Annotated in this window: 15 protein-coding genes; all 15 read left to right on the top strand. The window is 60.6% G+C overall.

The features are described 5' to 3' along the window. The first annotated feature begins 11 nt into the window (after positions 1-11). The gene (locus tag IVA82_RS21170; RefSeq protein ID WP_247388480.1) at positions 12-1,706 is read left to right on the top strand and encodes an arylsulfatase; all 1,695 of its coding nucleotides are present in this window, start codon (positions 12-14) and stop codon (positions 1,704-1,706) included. Positions 1,707-1,838: 132 nt separating this feature from the next. Beyond that, positions 1,839-2,831, top strand: a complete 993-nt coding sequence (locus IVA82_RS21165; RefSeq protein WP_247388479.1) for an HAD family hydrolase — start codon at positions 1,839-1,841, stop codon at positions 2,829-2,831. Between the two features lie 12 nt (positions 2,832-2,843). Next, positions 2,844-5,291 (top strand): arylsulfatase, encoded by a 2,448-nt coding sequence (locus tag IVA82_RS21160; RefSeq protein ID WP_247388472.1) that lies wholly within the window; start codon positions 2,844-2,846, stop codon positions 5,289-5,291. A gap of 18 nt (positions 5,292-5,309) precedes the next feature. Then, positions 5,310-5,678, top strand: coding sequence for a hypothetical protein (locus IVA82_RS21155; RefSeq protein ID WP_247388471.1), 369 nt, complete (start codon positions 5,310-5,312; stop codon positions 5,676-5,678). A 36-nt stretch (positions 5,679-5,714) separates the two neighbouring features. Then, positions 5,715-5,999 (top strand): hypothetical protein, encoded by a 285-nt coding sequence (locus tag IVA82_RS21150; protein ID WP_247388470.1) that lies wholly within the window; start codon positions 5,715-5,717, stop codon positions 5,997-5,999. Between the two features lie 18 nt (positions 6,000-6,017). Next, on the top strand, positions 6,018-6,866 hold the full coding sequence (locus IVA82_RS21145; protein ID WP_247493497.1) for a hypothetical protein: 849 nt from the start codon (positions 6,018-6,020) through the stop codon (positions 6,864-6,866). A gap of 19 nt (positions 6,867-6,885) precedes the next feature. Further along, a complete protein-coding gene (locus tag IVA82_RS21140; protein ID WP_247388468.1) occupies positions 6,886-8,463 on the top strand; it encodes a hypothetical protein in 1,578 nt (525 codons plus the stop codon). A gap of 33 nt (positions 8,464-8,496) precedes the next feature. Then, a complete protein-coding gene (locus IVA82_RS21135; protein ID WP_247388467.1) occupies positions 8,497-9,606 on the top strand; it encodes a hypothetical protein in 1,110 nt (369 codons plus the stop codon). 104 nt (positions 9,607-9,710) lie between these two features. Next, on the top strand, positions 9,711-9,980 hold the full coding sequence (locus tag IVA82_RS21130; protein ID WP_247388466.1) for a DUF3302 domain-containing protein: 270 nt from the start codon (positions 9,711-9,713) through the stop codon (positions 9,978-9,980). Beyond that, complete coding sequence (locus tag IVA82_RS21125) at positions 9,977-11,275, top strand: biotin/lipoyl-binding protein (RefSeq protein ID WP_247388465.1); 1,299 nt, start codon at positions 9,977-9,979, stop codon at positions 11,273-11,275. The genes IVA82_RS21130 and IVA82_RS21125 overlap by 4 nt, the downstream gene beginning before the upstream one ends. Positions 11,276-11,513: 238 nt before the next feature. Then, positions 11,514-13,082, top strand: coding sequence for an efflux transporter outer membrane subunit (locus IVA82_RS21120; RefSeq protein ID WP_247388464.1), 1,569 nt, complete (start codon positions 11,514-11,516; stop codon positions 13,080-13,082). Positions 13,083-13,570: 488 nt separating this feature from the next. Then, positions 13,571-16,057 (top strand): arylsulfatase, encoded by a 2,487-nt coding sequence (locus IVA82_RS21115; protein WP_247388463.1) that lies wholly within the window; start codon positions 13,571-13,573, stop codon positions 16,055-16,057. A 52-nt stretch (positions 16,058-16,109) separates the two neighbouring features. Then, positions 16,110-16,469 (top strand): hypothetical protein, encoded by a 360-nt coding sequence (locus IVA82_RS21110; RefSeq protein WP_247388462.1) that lies wholly within the window; start codon positions 16,110-16,112, stop codon positions 16,467-16,469. A 56-nt stretch (positions 16,470-16,525) separates the two neighbouring features. Further along, positions 16,526-16,813 carry a hypothetical protein gene (locus tag IVA82_RS21105; RefSeq protein WP_247388461.1) on the top strand — a complete coding sequence of 96 codons (288 nt, stop codon included), beginning with the start codon at positions 16,526-16,528 and terminating at the stop codon, positions 16,811-16,813. 250 nt (positions 16,814-17,063) lie between these two features. Next, on the top strand, positions 17,064-19,592 hold the full coding sequence (locus IVA82_RS21100) for an arylsulfatase (protein ID WP_247388460.1): 2,529 nt from the start codon (positions 17,064-17,066) through the stop codon (positions 19,590-19,592). Positions 19,593-19,616: the final 24 nt, after the last annotated feature.

Raw genomic sequence — 19,616 nt, 5'->3', positions numbered from 1 at the left:
GTAACGACAAGATGTCGAAAACGCCTGAGAAGAGCCCGGGACCAAACGGCGCAGGATGGAAGCGCCGCGATCTCTTGTTGAGTGGCAGTTCTCTCGTCGCGGCATCGGCGCTCTCGGCCGTCGGACTGACAAGCGTCGCGCAAGCGCAGCAACCGGCAACGGCACCCGCGCCGGCCGGACAACGGCCTAACATCGTCGTCATCATGGGAGACGACATCGGCATATGGAATCTCGGCGCTTACCATCGCGGCATGATGGCCGGGCGGACGCCAAACCTCGACAAGCTGGCCGCCGAAGGCATGCTGTTCACCGATTATTACGCGGAGGCGAGTTGCACGGCGGGCCGCGCCAACTTCATCACCGGTGAATTGCCAATCCGCACCGGCATGACCACGGTCGGCCAGGCCGGCTCACCCATCGGCCTGCCGGCGCAGGCCGTCACGATCGCGCAGGCGCTGAAAGGAATGGGCTACGCCACCGGCCAGTTCGGCAAGAACCACCTCGGCGATCTGAATGAATTCCTGCCGACAGCGCACGGCTTCGACGAGTTCTTCGGCTATCTCTATCACCTCGATGCGATGGAAGACCCGGCGCATCCTGCCTATCCGCAGGAACTGCTGAACAAGGTGGGTCCACGCAACATGGTTCATTCCTATGCGACCAATGTCGACGATCCCACGGTGGATCCGCGCTGGGGCAGGGTCGGCAAGCAGAAGATCGAAGACGCCGGCACGCTCTATCCGAAGCGGATGGAGACCGTGGACGACGAGATTCGTGACCTGTCCTTCAAGTTTCTCGACAAGGCCAAGGCCGACAACAAGCCGTTCTTCCTGTGGCTCAATCCGACCCGCATGCACGTCGTGACGCATCTGTCGCCGAAATACGAGGCGCTGCGCAACTCCAAGAACGGCTGGACGATTCATGAAGCCGGCATGGCGCAGCTCGACGACGATGTCGGCCTCGTCATGAACAAACTCAAGGACATGGGCGTCGACGACAACACGATCGTGCTGTTCACCACGGACAACGGCACGGAGGTCTTCACCTGGCCGGACGGCGGACAGACACCGTTCGCGCAGAGCAAGGGGACGATCTTCGAAGGCGGCTTCCGCGCACCGGCGATGATCCGCTGGCCCGGCAAGGTGCCGGCTGGCAAGGTCGAGAACGGCATCATCTCCGGGCTCGACTGGTTTCCGACCCTCCTTGCAGCCGCCGGCAATCCGAACATTGCCGAGGAATTGAAGAAGGGCAAACAGATCGGTGATACCACCTTCAAGTGTCATCTGGACGGCTATAACCAGCTGGACATGATCACCGGCAAGGGGCCATCCAATCGTAACGAAATCTGGTATTTCGGCGAAAGCGACCTCGGCGCCGTTCGCGTCGGCGACTACAAGTACCGCTTTATCGACCAACCCGGTGGCTGGCTCGGCGACAAGATCAAGCCTGAGGTGCCGGCTATCATCAATCTTCGTCTCGACCCGTTCGAGCGAACGGGCTTTCCTGAAAATCTCACCAAGAACGGGTCACTGCAATACTGGGAATGGTACAAGTACGAGTTCTGGCGCTTCGTGCTGGTCCAGGATGTCGTCGAGAAGCTGGCGATGACGGCAATCGAATTTCCGCCGATGCAAAAAGGCGCGAGTTTCAATCTGGATGCCGTAAAAGAGAAGATTGCGGCCGCGAGGAATGCAATCGCCAAGTAGGCCACGTAAAGGCGCAACTGAACGCCAGACGGCTCCTTGAGCGTCGAGAAGCCGCTTCAAATGGTCCGGAACGCAGCCAGCGGCGGCGGCAAACAGCCATCGTCCGCCGACTGGCCCATCGAGGTCTCGCCCATGAAAACTGTCTGGTTAAATTGGGTCCGCATCGCCGCGGTGGCAGTGATCGCGGTATCGTCGACGGCTCCTGGCTTCGCCCAGGAGCCGCTGCCGTCGTGGAACGACACGGCCCCCAAGAAAGCCATCATGGCTTTTGTCAAACGTGTCACCAAGCAGGATTCGCCGGACTTTGTCCCGTCGGCCGAGCGCATCGCGACCTTCGACAACGACGGCACGCTGTGGACGGAGCAGCCGATCTATGTCCAACTCGTCTTTGCCCTCGACCGGGTGAAGGCGCTCGCCCCGCAGCACCCGGAATGGAAGGATAAGGAGCCCTTTGCCTCATTGCTCAAAGGTGACGTCAAGGGCGCCCTTGCGGGCGGCGAAGCCGCCATTTTCCAGATCGTCACCGTTACGCATTCCGGTATGACGACCGACGAGTTCGAGAGGATCGTTGGCGACTGGATCGCGACCGCGAGACACCCGAAGACCAGCAAGCTCTACACCGAGATGGTGTATCAGCCGATGCTCGAACTGCTCGCCTATTTACGCGCCAACGGCTTCAAGACCTTCATCGTCTCAGGCGGCGGCATCGATTTCATGCGCGTCTTTGCCGAGCGGGTCTATGGCATTCCGCCCGAACAGGTCATCGGCAGCAGCGGCAAGCTGGGTTTCGAGTTGCGAGACGGTAAGCCCCGGCTCATGAAGCTGCCCGAGCTCGATTTCAACGACGACAAGGCTGGCAAGCCGGTTGCCATTCAGACGCACATCGGCCGTCATCCGATTGCGGCATTCGGCAACTCCGACGGCGACCTGCAGATGCTCGAATGGGCCAGGCAGGGGGCCGGCGTTGGCTTTGCTCTCGTCGTGCACCATACCGACGCCGCCCGGGAATGGGCCTACGACCGGAACTCCTCCATCGGCAGGCTCGACCATGCGCTTGGTGCCGCCGAGGCGGAGGGCTGGACCGTCGTCGACATGAAAAACGACTGGAAAACCATATTCCCGTAGGGAGATACTGCCATGAAGATCACGACAGCACTTTCGTTGGGCCTTCTTCTCGGAACAAGCTATTTGCCCGGAGCGATGGCCCAGCAGGTCAACGGCACGCTCGGCTCACCTAGCGCGACGATTACAATCGACGGCAAACAACTGCCGCCGCCACCTCCGAAATTTGGCGGAGTGATCAATGAGACGGCCACGGATTCCAAATCGTGGTGGCCGCCGCGCATAGTGCCGCCCAAGGGCGCGCCCAACGTGCTGCTCATTATGACCGACGATCAAGGTTATGGTGTAAGTGGTACGTTCGGGGGTGTTATTCCGACGCCTGCACTTGATCGCATCGCCAATGCGGGATTGCGTTACACCCAATTTCACTCTACCTCGCTGTGCTCGCCGACGCGGGCAGCGCTGATCACCGGGCGAAACCATCACTCTGCGGGTTTCGGTGTGATCGCGGAGCTGTCCACGGGTTTTCCGGGCTATGACGCGATCATCACTCCCGACAAGTCGACGATCGGCACGATCCTCAGGGACAACGGTTATGCCACATCGTGGTTCGGCAAGAACCACAACACGCCATCCTTCCAGTACAGCGTAGCCGGCCCCTTCGACCAATGGCCGTCGGGAATGGGTTTTGAGTACTTCTATGGCTTCATGGGCGGCGAGACCGATCAGTGGACGCCGTATCTGTTCCGCGATCACACCCAGATCTATCCATGGATCGGCAAGACCGATTACAACCTCATCACCGACATGGCCGATGAGGCGATCTCGCGGATGAAGCAGCTCGACGCCGCCGCGCCAGATCAGCCGTTTTTCGTCTACTACGTTCCCGGCGGAAGCCACTCGCCGCACCAGCCGAAGAAGGAATGGATCGACAAGTTCAAGGGCAAGTTCGACATGGGCTGGAATGCCATGCGCGAGCAGATTTTCGCCAATCAGAAGCGGCTTGGCGTTATTCCCGCGAACACGCAGCTGACGCCTTGGCCGGACGATCTGCCGAAATGGGAAACGCTGTCGGCGGATGAGAAGAAGCTCTTTGCCCGCCAGGCGGAGGTGTTCGCGGGCTATACAGCCTATACCGACTACGAGATCGGCCGCGTCATCCAGGCGGTCGAGGACATGGGCAAGCTCGACAACACCCTGATTATCTACATCTGCGGCGACAACGGTACCAGCCCCGAAGGCACGCTGCTCGGCACGCCCAATCAGTACACCGCCTACAACGGCATTCTGAAGATTCCGGTCGAAGAGCAGCTCAAATATTATGACGTCTGGGGTTCGGCGGCGACCTATCCGCACATGGCGGTCGGGTGGTCGTGGGGATTCGACACGCCGTTCAAGTGGACCAAGCAGGTGGCCTCACATTTCGGTGGCACGCGGCAGGGTATGGCGATCTCGTGGCCAGCTCGCATCAAGGACGTCGGTGGCATCCGTACCCAGTTCCACCACATCATCGACATTGCGCCGACGATTCTCGAGACCACAGGCATCCAGGCGCCAGAGACAGTCAACGGCATCAAGCAAGCCCCCATCGAAGGGGTGAGCATGGCGTATACTTTCGACAAGGCCAATGCCAACGCGCCCTCGACGCGCAAGACCCAGTATTTCGAGATGGTGAGCAATCGCGGCATTTATAGCGACGGCTGGTACGCCAACACGACGCCGCCGCATGGGCCGTGGATCTTGAACGCGCCTTTGCCCCCCATCAACGATTACAAATGGGAGCTGTACAATCTGACCGAGGACTACTCCCAGGCCAACGATCTCGCTGCGAAAATGCCTGACAAGCTGAAGCAAATGCAGGCGCTATTCTTGCAGGAGGCGGCCAAATACAACGTGCTTCCGCTGAACAACTCTTCGTTTGCACGGGCGATCGAGCCGCGGCCGAGTGCCACCGCTGGGCTAACCGCCTTCACCTATTCGGGTGAGATGCCCGGAATTCCCGACGGAAACGCACCGCACATCCTGAACCGGTCGTTCAAGATCACCGCCGAGGTCGAGGTCCCCGCAAGCGGTGACGGGATGATCGTCACCGCGGGCGGTCGCTGGGGCGGTTATGGGCTGTATCTGCTCAAGGGCGTGCCAGTGTTCAACTACAACATGCTCATGCTGCTGCAGGCCCGATGGGCGGGCGATCAGCCACTTTCGCCCGGCAAACATACCATCGTGTTCGACTTCAAGTATGACGGTCCCGGCGTCGCAAAGGGTGGCACCGGCGTGCTGAAGGTCGATGGCAACGAAGTTCGTACGTTGCAAGTGCCAAAGACAGTCCCGTTCCTGCTACCGGGTGACGAGAGCTTCGACGTCGGGATCGATACCCGCACCGGGGTGAACGACCAGGATTACCAGGTGCCGTTCCGCTTCAACGGCAAGATCAACAACGTGACGTTCAACCTTGGGCCGACGCAGTTAACTGCTGCGGAAGAGCTGAAGCTGCGGGAAGCGAGCGCCCGGGCGCGCGACTAGGAGCGGCTCGATTGGCCGGTGACGCCGGAATACGGCGTCACCGGGACTGCACCGGCGACCTTCAAGACGCCTAGAACCATTCAGCATCATGAGGAGCCCGACATGATCAGATTAATCGGTACGGCAGTATTTGCTTCAGCCATGGTCGTCGCGGGCGCCGTGATGGCGCAAGGCATTCTCGTGGACACCGCGGCGGACAAGGTGATCAAAAAGTTTGAGGCGGCGACCTGCGACCAGCTCAAGGCGCAGAAGCATGAACCGCCATCGGAGAAAGAAAAGATAGGGCTGGACTTGCTGCGCGACGATCCGAAGGCACGGGTTGCCTTCATCGACAAGATCGCAGCGCCGGTTCTGAACAAGATGTTCGAATGCGACATCATTCCATAATCCTGATGTCCCGCTTAACGTGACAGGAGGCTCGACGTGAACAAATCAATCGGTGCAGCCGTGCTGGTTTCGGCCTTGATCGTCGCAGGCGCTGCGTCGGCCCAGGGCATGCTCCTCGACTTCGCAGCCGACAAGGTGATCAAGAAGTACCAGACGACAAGCTGCGATGAACTGAAGGCGCAGAAGAAAGATCCCCGGACCGACAAGGAGAAGGAAGCCGTCCAGTTTCTCCGCAACGATTCGCAGGCACGAATATTCTTCATCAACAAGATCGCTGCTCCCGTTCTGAACAAGATGTACGATTGCGGCATGATCCCGTGACCACGAGGCAATTCTGACATGACCCAGAACCACTTTACCCTCAGCTTTCCCTTGAGATCGCCGGCGGATGCAAAGGCGCTGGCGGAACTGCTTCCGCCGCTGATGCCGACGCTGTTTCGGGCGAACGACGCGATCGGCACGGTACATTACTCGCGCTTCACCGTCCTGAGCGAGAAGACCTTGCTGTTTCTTGGTGATTTCGATGGAGAATTCGGTCAGCTCATGGCCGATCTCGCCAAGCACGCGGGACCGATATTCGACGCAATTTTCCAGCACGTCGAAGATCTACCCCGCACCCCAGTCGCGGACAACGTGGATGCCTTCGTCGAATGGACGGCCTCGCATCTCGTCGATGCCATCAATCTCTACACTGCCTACCCTTCTGTGACGGCCAGGGAGATCAAGGCGCTGGCGTCCGCCGCGGACGTCGGGGGAAGCGGCGAACTAAATCCGTTCCTTGTGATCCTGCCGATCAAATCGAAGCTTGCCTTTATTGAGGTCAAACTGATCCTACGGATTCGCGGCACCGGCACGACGAAAGACCTGGACAAGGTCGGCACACCCCATTTTGCGCAATTCGTTCCGCTTGAGGACAATCAGATCGGCTTCTTTACGGTCTATGACGGCTCATTCGACAAATACATTGCCGACTTCACCAAGAACATCGGAGAGGTTTTCGATCTTATCTTCAAGTTCACGAAGAACCCGCCGCCGTCACCGTGCAGAAAATATCTGCAGGAATTCATTGATTTCGCAGCGGGCGCAAGCCGCACTCCGATCGGATTTTATCAAGCCTATCCAGGGCTTTCGGTTCAGGACATCCATGCCCTGATCGCCGACAGCAGACCACAATCCGTCTCAGCCTGATTGTGAAAGGTGACGCCGAATGCGACAGGACAGCGAGGCGCAAGTGTCGGCAGCGACCGAAGGCGAGAGCTTCTTCCGCCATCTTTTCAGGCGCGCGAAGCATGATGTCTCCGGGCACGACCCGCAGCCTAAGCGCAGCGGGGAGAGCACACTCGATCTCGGCGACATCCAGGGCTTTATTCTGCGCGGTTACAGGATGCCGATGGTGCGGCATTTTCTGCTTTCGGTCGGCAGCCCCAGGGAGGCCCGCAAGCTGCTCGGACGGTTCGTCAACGGCAACGAATCCGACGCGCCACAGATCACCACCGCTGAAGATTGGCACGTGGGGTTCGAGCCCGGGCCAGGAGACAACCCCGCCGACGCCCCGCGTCGGAAGCCTGATTACTGCCTGAACGTTGGCATCACATGGCCCGGGCTGATCGCCTTGGAGATAAAAAGCCGCGTCCCGCAGCTCTCGTTCAAGTCGTTCGGCGCGTTCACCGCCGGAGCCGCCGAACGCGCGAAGCTGGTAGGCGATACCGGCGAGAGCGACCCACAGCACTGGATTGGTGAATTTGGGACAGGCAGCGATCACGTCCTGGTTACGCTGCACGCCATGAGTCCGGAGGCGATAACGCGTTACAGCGATCGCCTGGTTGCTCTATTTGCCGAAGGCGGCGCCTTTCAAGAGATCTGGCGAGCTGACGGGATGGCGTTGATGGAAGTGAAGGATGGCGAAACCATCCCCACCTTCAAGGTTCACTTCGGCTATACCGACGGCATCAGCATGACCACGGTCCGCGGCGGTCCGGAGCGATATCCGCCGGATCATCAGCAGCCCTGTGAGCCCTGGCTGTTCGTGTTGCGCGACGAAGCTGAAAACTACTTCGTGCCGGAACCGCGAGAACTCGGCCTGAACGGCAGCTTCGCCGTGTTCAAGATGATCAGGACAGACGTTGTCGGATTCGAGAACTTTCTGCAGTCGAACAGAGACAGAATCGATCCCGAACTACTCGCTGCCAAAATCTGTGGACGCTGGCGTAATGGTGTTCCCCTGGCATTGTCTCCCGATACCGACAACCCGTCGGGCGGGATACCGCCGGAGCAGCTGAACAACTTCGAATACGTGAACGCGGATGACTCGGGGGACACAAAGGGTCTGCGCTGTCCGATAGGCGCTCACATGCGCCGCATCAATCCACGAGGCCAGCCGGTTACGGGCCAGGGGCAGCCCGGCGGCAGCAACAATACCCACCGGCTGATCAGGCGCGGCCTGCCATACGGGCCGGCCTATGATCCGGCGCAACCCTACGACGGCATCGAACGCGGGCTGCTTGGCTATTTCATCAACTCCAGCATCGAGAACCAATACGAGTTCGTGCTCGGACACTGGGTCAATGACAGCGAATTCGTCGGAGCGGTCAGACTGCCACGCAGGTCGAAGGATCCGATGATCGGCACCCAGGACCCGGCGGAAAGCATCTTCGTGATACCGCAGGCGAACGGGACACCACCGATCAAGCTCACGGGGTTTTCAAGCTTCGTCACGACGCGAGCCGCTGCGTACTGTTTTTTGCCAAGCGTCACCGCAATCAGGTTTATCGCCGGGCTGGGATGAGGCGGGTGATCCGGCCTCTCCGGGAGGTTTCAAATGGTGTTCCTAACCAGATGGTTTGGAGTGACCGAGAGCGATGCTGACCGAAACCCCGCCCGTGAAAAGGCCGATATCGAGGCGATCGTCGAGAAGTCTCTCTTGATGCAGGCTAATGCAGCCGCGAAGCAGCGACGATCGCTTTGCCGTGGAACCCATGCCAAAGGTGTCTGCGCGCGAGCCCAATTCGAAGTATTCGACGTAACCGCAGGGCAAGAGCCTGCGTTGGCGACGCGACTTGCAAAGGCGATTTTCGCGAAGCCTGGTATCTATCCCACGGTGGCGCGATTTGCAAACGCAGACGCGAGCGTAAACTCGGATTTCAAGCCCGACGTAAGGTCGTTGTCTTTCTCCGTCGACCTCGCCCCGGACGGCGCTGCTGACCGCGAGGCCAAGCCCCGTCGACAGGACTTCTCGATGCAAAACGCGACGACGTTGCCTATCAACGACTCGCCGGCTTTTCTCGCAACCATCAGTGTATTGACGGCATCAAATCCAGTCCTGGCTCTGTGGTCCCTGCCCTTCCGGGACAAGTTGAGAGTGACGAGGACACTCGCTCTTGCAGCGATACAGGCGCGCCAGGCCATCAAGCCCTACCAGCAGCTGCGCTACTGGAGCACCGTACCATTTCGCCACGGACCGACGGATGTCGTGAAGTTTTCCGCCATACCGTGCGCGGATAACCCGGCACGGCCACTGCAAAAAAGGAATCCGAAAGGCCTGCAGGACGAGCTAATCCGGCACCTGAAGGAAGATGGAAGGATGAGCTGCTTCGATTTTGCAGTTCAGTTTCTCGACCCCGACGCGATGACATATTGGGGCAAGCTTCGCGATGCCAACTTCTGGATCGAAAACGCGAGCGTCGAGTGGAACGAAGCCGAAGCGCCCTTCCACACGGTCGCGCGGCTTACTCTCTTGCCTAATTCCCAGCTTTCATCAGAGGCAAGCGAAGCGATCTATTTCGACGTCACGGGAAACTCGACGCCCGACAGCACGCCCCTTGGAAGCATCAATCGCGCTCGCTGGCCGGCGGAAGCTGCAAGTAGAAAAGCGCGCATGAACCAGGCAGCGCCTGGATGTCCCATTCGCATTTCTCAGGAAATGACATGAATGCAAGTCGAGCACGACGGCCTTGTCTTTGCAAAAACGCGACCGCGACAACCTTAATAAGAGGGAACGTCAGCCATGCGGCGCCTTGATCTTTAGGAGTACTGATGATGGAAACTACGTTCGGCGTATTGGATGCAGTGACGTTCGCCGTTTTCGCTCTTCTGATCGCCGTGGCAGTGATCCTCGTCGTCAGCCTGGGCCAGCTGCCGGGTCAGCTCGCGCGCAAGTGGGGTCACCCGCAGGCAGCCGCCATCAACGTGGCGAGCTGGCTCGGCTTGGCTACGGGCGGCCTGTTGTGGCCGCTGGCACTGATCTGGGCCTTTCTGGTGCCGTCAGCCGCAAGACACTCCAGCAGCGAGGAGACGCACCAATGATTGCCGTGCTGCTCACGATATATTCAGCGGTCGTGCTCGTTCTTTTCAAGCTGAAGCTGATAAAGCCGCGCCCGTACCCGATTGCACTTGTCGTGGTCGCCGGCGTTTTCATCGTCGGCGGGCTCGTCGTGGCTTGGGCACTCTCGGCGCCGATCTCGCCGAAGCTGGTGACTTCGCAGTACGTGGTGCAGCTCGTTCCTTATGTGAAAGGTCAGGTCAAGACGGTGCACGCCCAAGCCAACCAGCCGATGAAGAAGGGCGACCTGCTCCTGGAGATCGATCCGGCACCGTACCAATACACGGTTGATCAACTGCAAGCCCAACTGAAGGCCGCAAAGGCGAACGTCGAGCAGGCCAAGGCCGCGCAGGACGCGGCGAATGCCAACGTCGCAAAGGCCAGGGATGGAATAGCTCAGGCGCAGGCGAGCCTCGACCAGGCCAAGGCGGCGGTTACCAGTGCACAGGCGAGTCTCAATAAGGCGAAAGCAGCGGACGAACTGACCAAGACGCAGGAACAGATCGCCCTGAGCATTCAGAAAGCGGACGTCGCGGCGATCAGCAAGCTCAAGGTGGCTGAGGCCACGCAGCAGCGCCAGGAGGCGGACGCCGCCGTCGAGCAGGCCCAAGCCGCCGTCACTCAAGCCCAGGCCGCCGAGCAGCAAGCCGCGGCCGGACTGGCGGGAGCTCAGTCGAGCCTTGTGCAGGCCGAAGCCTCCGCCCGACAGGCCGGGTTTGCCGTGGTGGTCGCGCAAAGCAATGTCCCCGCCGTCGAAGCCCAGCTCGACGACGCGCGGTTCAACCTGCAGCAGTGCAAGATGACAGCGCCGGCCGACGGCTACGTGGTGAACTGGCAGGTTCAGCCGGGGACCATGGTGGTGCCCGCGCCAATTGCGGCGGCCGGCACCTTCGTCAGCACTGCTGACATAGCGGTCGTGGCCGTCTTCCCCCAGAACTACCTGACGAATGTCGAGTCGGGGGACGACGCGGAGCTGGTGCTGGACCCCTATCCGGGTCGTCTGTTCACCGCGAAGGTCGACAGCATCATTCCAGCGTCCGGAGGAGGTCAGTTTACGACGAGCGGCGACATTCCCAATGCCGCCAAGGTTGGCTCAAGTGGCGCTTATGCGGTCAAAATTCTCTTCACCGACGAGACGGTGGCCAGGACGCTTTCGCTCGGCTCGGGCGGAACCGCCGCCATCTATACCAAGCGCGGTAAGCCAGTGCACGTCATCTCCAAGATTGCGATCCGAATGAAGAAGTGGCTGTTGTACGTCATGCCATCGGTGCAATCGTAGGGTGATAACGCGCTGCAAGGCCGCATCCCATGTTGCACAACGGCCACAACGTGCAGTTTTGTTGCTCCATCGTAGAACACAGTGGTGTTAGGGCGGTGAAGCCCGATGCATGATCGGATCGAGCAAAAGGAAACCAAGCGGATAGGGCTTGAACGCAGTGGATCCGATCCGAGGCTCGGCGGCACACCTCCACGTCAATGCGCGATCTCGATTGGCGGTCTTGGCTCGATGGCCGGTCTTGGCGAGCCTGGCTCTGCTCGTAGCAGCCTGCGCCGTCGGTCCGGATTTTGTGCCGCAGCCGGCGCCGGTCGCCGATAAATTCATCGGAGCGAACAACCGTTCCGTCAAATCTGCGAGCGAGAATTATCGCGCCTGGTGGAAGAGCTTTCGCGACCCCACGCTCAATCAGCTCATTGAGGGCGCCTACCAGCAGAACCTGACGCTGTTGAGCGCCGGGACGCGCGTGCTGCAGGCGCGTGCGGTGTTAGGCATCGCCATCGGTTCAGTCTATCCCCAAGTCCAGCAGGGCACGGGATCATTGATCTATAATCGGACGAGCGCCGCCACACCTCTGTCGGCCCCTAACGCGACGCCGAGTTTCTTCTGGACCGACTCGCTTGCCTTGCAGGCCGCCTGGGAATTGGACTTCTGGGGTAAGTTCCGGCGTGGCGTGGAGTCCGCGGACGGCGCCTATCTGGCATCCATCGCAAGCTACGACGACGTTCTGGTTACGCTTCTGGGTGACGTTGCGGCAACCTATACAGGCATCCGCACCACTGAGCAGCTGATCGCGATCGCCCGCACCAATATACGCAAGCAGCAGGACGCACTCAAGATCGCCAAGGCGAAGTACAGCGGTGGCGGCACCAGCGAACGCGACGTTTTCCAGGCCACCAACGTGCTCACAGCGACGGAGGCGGTCATCCCCCAATTGACGATTCAGCTGCAGCAGGCAACTGACGCGCTCTGCGTCCTTCTCGGTGTTCCGCCTCAGCCATTGAGTGCTGTGCTGCAGCGGTCGAGAGGCTTGATCCCGGCGCCACCCAGGACAATCATGGTCGGTATTCCGGCTGATCTGCTCCGCCGCAGACCCGATATTCGCGCAGCCGAGCTGGCGGCACTGGCTCAGAGCGCCCAAATCGGCGTTGCCGAGGCGCAGCTCTATCCGGCCATCAGCATCACCGGCACGTTCGGCGGCGCGGCCAGCACGGCCAATGGTCACACCCTCGCCAACGTATTTGCCTCCAAGGGCATGACATATGCGGCCGGCCCCTCATTCCAGTGGAACATCCTGAACTATGGACAGATCACCAACAACGCGCGTCTCCAGGACGCGAAGTTGCAACAACTGCTGGTCGATTACCAGAACACGGTGCTCAAGGCACAACAGGAGGTGGACAACGGCATCGTGCTCTTTGGGCAATCGAGGGCGCAGGCGGAATTTCTGCGCCAGAGCGCCGCGGCGGCGCGCGGCGCACTCAAGATCGCTATGGAGCAGTACGAGGGCGGGGCTACGGATTTCACAACGGTTTTGACGGCAGAGCAGAATCTGTTCCAGGCGGAAAGCAATCTGGCCGTGGCTACCGGCAATGTGCCCTTAGGGGCTATTGCCATCTATCGCGCGCTTGGTGGAGGCTGGCAGATGCGAGAAGATAGTGAGTTCGTCACGGCGGCAACACGCGACCAGATGCGGACGCGAACCAATTGGGGAGAATTGCTGGCTCCTGCCGGCGAGCCGCAACCGCCCACCCCTGGCCTGCCGTCTCCCGCCGACACCGGACCGACCGTTCGTCCGCCGCAATGGTAAGGGGTGAACCGCCTTCGTCATCATCATAAACTGCTTTTGGAGCACCATGGACGGAGCACAGAAGAGTGTGACCAGCGCATGATGAGACGCGCGATCGCGTTTTCGAAAGAATCCGGCAAGGCCGGCGAATATCCTTATGCTCTGATCCGTCGTGGCGAGACAGTGGTGGTGGAGTCCATTGATCGCACGAAGCACGACGCCGACGTCACGCGACATGAGAATTGGACGGGTTGAGCAGGCGGCGTGGGCCAATCCGATCGCAAGTTATTTGCGTTGATCCGATCGGTCAGATCGTGTCTCAGGACGCCCGCTCTGTTGCCGGTCGTCGCCAGCGCGACTTCGGCGGCGCGGTCCGGCACATGCGCGATCTCGACGCGCCGCTGCTACGATTTAGCGCTACGCCTGCCGAAATTGCATAGCGCGGGTCCGCCCGGTGCGACCATTCTTGTCCAAATGAGCGAGCCCCTATTTAACGGGAGTGTTCCGTCATGAAGAACATTTTCAGCATGCTTGCGGGCGCAAGTCTTCTTGCCCTGAATTGTATCTCGGCACCGGCTCAACAGGTCACAGGCACTCCAGGTTCGCCCGGCGCCACCACCACGATCGACGGAAAGCAGCTTCCACCGCCCGATCCGAAATTCGGTGGCGAGATTAAAGAGAAAGCGACGGAGTCGAAGCCCTGGTGGGCTCCGCGGGTCGTACCGCCGAAAGGCGCGCCCAACGTGCTGCTCATCATGACGGACGACCAGGGTTTCGGTGCGCCAAGCACGTTCGGCGGCGTCATTCCAACGCCTGCCATGGATCGCATCGCAAAAGCTGGATTACGCTTCACGAACTTTCACTCGACCTCGCTGTGCTCACCGACGCGGGCGGCGCTTATCACCGGGCGTAACCACCACTCGGTCGGCTACGGGGTGGTCGGCGAAGTCGCGACGGGCTTCCCGGGTTACGACTCCATCATTCCGATCGAGAAAGGCACGATCGGCACGATCCTGAAGGCGAACGGCTACGCGACCTCGTGGTTCGGCAAGGACCACAACACGCCATCGTACCAGTCGAGCCAGGCTGGGCCGTTCAATCAGTGGCCGACGGGCATGGGCTTCGATTACTTCTATGGCTTCGTCGGCGGCGACGCCAGCCAGTGGCAGCCCAACCTGTTCCGCAACACGACGGCCATCTATCCGTTTGAGGGTAATCCCAAGTGGAATCTTGAGACGGCGATGGCCGACGACGCGATCCAGCACATGAAGCAGCTCAAGGAGATCGCGCCGGGCAAGCCGTTCTTCATTTACTACGTCCCGGGGGCCACCCACGCGCCTCATCACCCAACGCCCGAGTGGATCAAGAAGATTAGCGATTTGCACTTGTTCGACGAAGGTTGGAACAAAGTGCGTGAGACCATCTTCACCAACCAGAAGCGATTGGACATCATGCCCGAAAACGCGAAGCTGACGGCGTGGCCGAAGGGCCTGCCGGAGTGGGATTCCCTCAGCTTCGAGGAGAAGAAGCTCTTCATCAAGCAAGCTGATGTCTATGGCGCCTACCTCGCCTATGCCGACCACGAGATCGGCCGAGTCATCCAGGCCGTCGAAGACCTCGGCGAGCTCGACAACACCCTGATCATCTATATCGGCGGCGACAACGGCGCGAGCGCTGAAGGCATGGTCAACGGCACACCGAACGAATTCACCACATTCAATGGCATTCCCGTGCCGGTGAAAGACCAGTTTCTCTGGTATCCGTTCTGGGGATCGGGGCGGACGTTCCCGCATTTCGCGGCGGGATGGTCGTGGGCGATGGATACCCCGTTCCAATGGACGAAGCAGGTCGCTTCACACTTCGGTGGCACGGCCCAGGGCATGGTCATGTCCTGGCCCGGCCACATCAGCGATTTGGGCAGCATCCGGCGCCAATTCCATCACGTCATCGACATCGTGCCGACCATCCTCGAAGCGACGGGCATTCCGCAACCCGACACGGTCAACGGCATCAAGCAGATTCCCATTGTGGGGGTCAGCATGACGTACGCCTGGGATAAGGCAAACGCCGCCGCCTCGACCAAGCACACGACGCAATATTTCGAGATGCTCGGCAACCGCGCGATCTATAGCAACGGGTGGGTGGCGGCCACGACGCCGGCGACACTCCCGTGGGAGCTGAGCTCTGCCACGCCGCCGGACGTGATCAGCGGCTACACCTGGGAGCTCTACAACGTCGGCGAGGACCCAACCCAGTCCAACGATCTGGCCGCCAAGATACCGGACAAGCTCAAGCAGATGCAGGCTCTCTTCTATTCGGAGGCCGCCAAATATAACGTGCTGCCGCTCGACAACTCGACGCTCGCGCGCTGGAATACGCCGCGCCCGAGCCTGACGGCGGGACGAACGGTCTTCACCTATTCGGGCGAACTGTCCGGCGTGCCGGCCAGCGCAGCTCCGAGCATCCTGGGCAAGTCCTACACCATCACCGCCGAGGTCTCGATCCCTGAGGGCGGCGCGGAAGGCATGATCGTCACCGAAGGCGGGCGCTTCGGCGGCTACGGCCTGTTCCTGAGCAAGGGCGACTTCGGCGTCGGCCGCGGCAAAGTGGTGTTCCTCTACAACCTGCTCGATCTCAAGCGCACCATGTGGGAAGGGCCGGAGTTGAGTGCCGGCAAGCACACCATCGTCTTCGACTTCAAATCCGACGGTCCGGGCCTGGGCAAGGGAGGAACGGGTGTGCTGTCCGTGGACGGAAAGGAAGCGGCCAAAAACTCCATGGAGCACACCATCCCGGTCACGTTCCCCGAGGACGAAACCTTTGATGTTGGCCTGGACACCCGCACCGGCGTCGCAATGGTCGAGTACCGCTACGACGTTCCGTTCAAGTTCACCGGCAAGATCGACAAGCTGACCTTCAAGCTCGAACCCTTGCCACCGGAGCAGAGCGCCGCGACCGGCGCGTCTGATAGCACCGTCGGGACGCAGAAGCAGTAGGACGAAAGCCGCACTCTGATGCGCCAGGCAGGCTGCCCCGAGACAAAATGCCATGAGATGGGCCACGACAGCCGTCGCAGTTGAAATCGCCGCTACCGGATTGATCCTGCTTATCGGCCCGGGGCTGTTCGGGCGGCTGATTTTCGGAGCCGAACTGTCCGAGCTGGGCCAGGCGCTCGGCCGACTTGCGGGGATTGCATTGCTTAGCTTTGCGTTGACGTCCTGGCCGTGGCCGTCCGCGCAGTCGGTCACGCGCGCAATGCTTGCCTACAATCTGCTCGCCACCCTTTATCTTGGTTATCTGGGCGTAGTGGGAGAGTTAGTGGGGGTGCTGCTCTGGCCCGCTGTTTCCCTGCACTTGCTCTTCACGGGCCTACTGGCTGCTGAGTGGACGATTGCCGGACGAGCCTGACGTTTGGCGAGCCTGGCCGGAATGCGAATGGCATCGAAGCGAGAGGGACGAAAGTCATGCATAGACCGTTTGCTTTTATGCTGCTGGCTGCCGCAACTGTTGTTTCCGGCCCATCGGTGAGGGCGCAACAGACAACGGCGGCGACGGTCGCAGCCGAAACGCAGGACGCACTGGCGGCGCAGATCCGCACGCAGGGGTTTGCCTGTGACAAGGCGCTCGGCGCGGTGAGAGACAAGAAGCGCTCCAGGCCGGACCACGCCGTATGGGTTCTCAGGTGCGGCAACGCGACCTATCGGGTCAGTCGTGCGCCCGACATGGCTGCGAAGGTCGAACCTGTCCGATGATCGATCCGAACTCTCCCAGGTCCGCTCGCAACTCATCTGTAGCTGCCGGCCAAACGAACTGGTTTCCAGCATCGAAAATCCTCGCCAGATCGCGGTAGCCGCAAATCGGTACGAGCTGTCGGTTTTTGCATAGACCAGGCATCCGCTCTCAGTGCTGAATGGGCCAAGCGCCAGGCTTTGGTTGCCCCATGTCAATAGGGCGAACAAACGCAATCTTGCGGCTTCGGACAATCGATCAAGGAACACAAACATGCGGTCGAGCACTTTTTCCTGTCGAGCCGCCACCGCGGCGCTCCTCAGCCTCGCTGAACTCGCGATCGCCGGCCAGGCGACGGCACAACAGGTCAACGGGACCCTTGGTTCGCCGAGCGCGACCTCGACCATCACCGGGAAGCAGCTCCCGCCACCCGATCCGCAGTTCGGCGGCGTCATCAAGGATGGCGCCCTGCAGTCGAAGCCCTGGTGGCCACCGCGCGTCACGCCACCCAAGGGCGCGCCAAACGTGCTGCTCATCATCACCGACGACGCAGGCTTCGGCGTACCCAGCACTTTCGGCGGCGTCATCCCGACACCGACGATGGATCGCATCGCACATAACGGCCTGCGCTACAACCGCATGTTCTCCACCGCGCTGTGCTCGCCCACGCGCGCGGCGCTGATCACGGGACGCAACCACCATTCGGCGGGCTTCGGCGTGATCTCGGAGCAGTCGACAGGCTACCCCGGCTACAACAGCATCATCGCCAAGGACAAAGTCACGATCGGACGGATGCTGCTCGACAACGGCTACGCCACGTCCTGGTTCGGCAAGGACCACAACACGCCAGTGTATACCGCGAGCCAGGTTGGTCCGTTCGACCAGTGGCCGACCGGCATGGGCTTCGAATACTTCTATGGCTTTGTCGGCGGCGATGCCAACCAGTGGGAGCCGAACCTCTTCCGCAACACGACGCAGATCTACCCGTTCCTGGGCAAGGAGCCGGGGAGCTGGAACTTGGTCACGGCGATGGCGGACGACGCCATCGACTGGATGACGCGGGTTCATCAGACCGACCCAAGCAAGCCGGTCTTGATCAAATATGCGCCTGGCGCCACCCACGCGCCGCATCATCCGACCAAGGAATGGGTGGACAAGATCAGCAAGATGCACCTGTTCGACGAAGGCTGGAACAAGGTGCGCGATCAGATCTTCGAGAACCAGAAGCGGCTCGGCGTGATCCCGATGGACACCAAGCTGTCGCCATGGCCGAAGGACCTCCTGAAGGAATGGGACCAGCTGTCAGCTGATGAAAAGAAGCTCTACATCCGCCAGGCCGACATCTTCGCCGCCTATGTCGCCTACGGCGACCACGAGATCGGGCGCGTGATTCAAGCCTTCGAGGGCCTGGGCAAGCTCGACAATACGCTGATCATCTACATCAACGGCGACAACGGCACGAGCGCTGAAGGCGGCCCACTCGGCACCCCGAACGAAGTGGCCTTCTTCAACGGCGTGTCGGTGCCCGTCGACGTGCAGCTCGCGAAGTACTACGACGTGTGGGGCACCGAACAAACCTACAATCACATGTCAGCGGGCTGGTCGTGGGCCTTCGACGCGCCGTTCTCCTGGTTCAAGCAGAACGCCTCGCAGCTCGGTGGCACCAACCAGAACATGGTGGTCTCGTGGCCGGAGCGCATCAAGGACAAGGGCGGCCTGCGCGAGCAGTTCGTTCACATGATCGACGTCGTCCCCACCATCCTCGCGGCGGCGGGCATCCGCGCACCCGAGATAGTCGATGGCATCGCGCAGAAGCCGATAGAGGGCACGAGCTTCGCCTACACCTTCGACGCGGCCGGCGCCAAGGTCGCGAGTCAGCACAAGACGCAGTATTTCGAGATGATGGGCCAATGGGCCCTGTATGACGACGGCTGGTTCCTGAGCACCAAGGTCAATCGCGCGCCCTGGGAAGCCTTCGGCCCTGCGAACGTCGACCCGCTGAACAACCAGACGCTTCAGCTCTTCAACCTGAAGGAGGATTTCAGCCAGACCGAGGATCTTGCCGCGAAGAACCCGCAGAAGGTCATGGAGATGAAGCAGAAGTTCATCGCGGAGGCCCAAAAGTATCAGGTCTTTCCGATGGACGCATCGGTCGCTGCACGAATGATCGCGCCACGCCCGAATATCACCGCCGGCCGTTCGGAATTCGTCTACACGCGACCAATGACCGGATTGCCGCAGGGTGACTCGCCGCAGCTCCTCAACACCTCATATACGATCACCGCCGACATCGAGGTGCCGAGCGGTGGCGCCGAAGGCATGATCCTGACTTCGGGAGGACGCTTTGCCGGCTACGGCTTCTACCTTTTGCAGGGCAAGCCGGTGTTCCTGTGGAACTTGATCGACCTCGAACGCATCAAGTGGGAAAGCACGGACGCGCTATCGCCGGGCCGCCACACGGTCGAATTCGAGTTCAAGTACGACGGCATTGGTGTCGGTACGCTCGAGTACAACAACTTCAGTGGCCTCGCCAAACCCGGCACCGGTGTGCTGAAGGTGGACGGCAAGGAAGTCGCCACGAAAGCGATGCCGAAGACGCTCCCGATGATCCTGCAGTGGGACGAGAGCTTCGACATCGGCTCCGACACACTGACCGGCGTGAACGACGCCGACTACAAGCCGCCATTCGCGCTCACTGCCAAGCTCAACAAGCTGACGATCAAGATTGACCGTCCGCAATTGTCGCCCGCAGACGTCAAGAAGCTGCAGACTGCCATGCAGGAGAAGGCCAAGAGCGACTGACCCCGCTCACTGCCACGTATTCAG

This window comes from Bradyrhizobium sp. 142 (genome assembly GCF_023074015.1).
Taxonomy (GTDB): Bacteria; Pseudomonadota; Alphaproteobacteria; order Rhizobiales; family Xanthobacteraceae; genus Bradyrhizobium.
The sequence above is the reverse complement of the archived record's forward strand: the minus strand, read 5'-3'. Positions and strand labels throughout refer to the sequence as shown.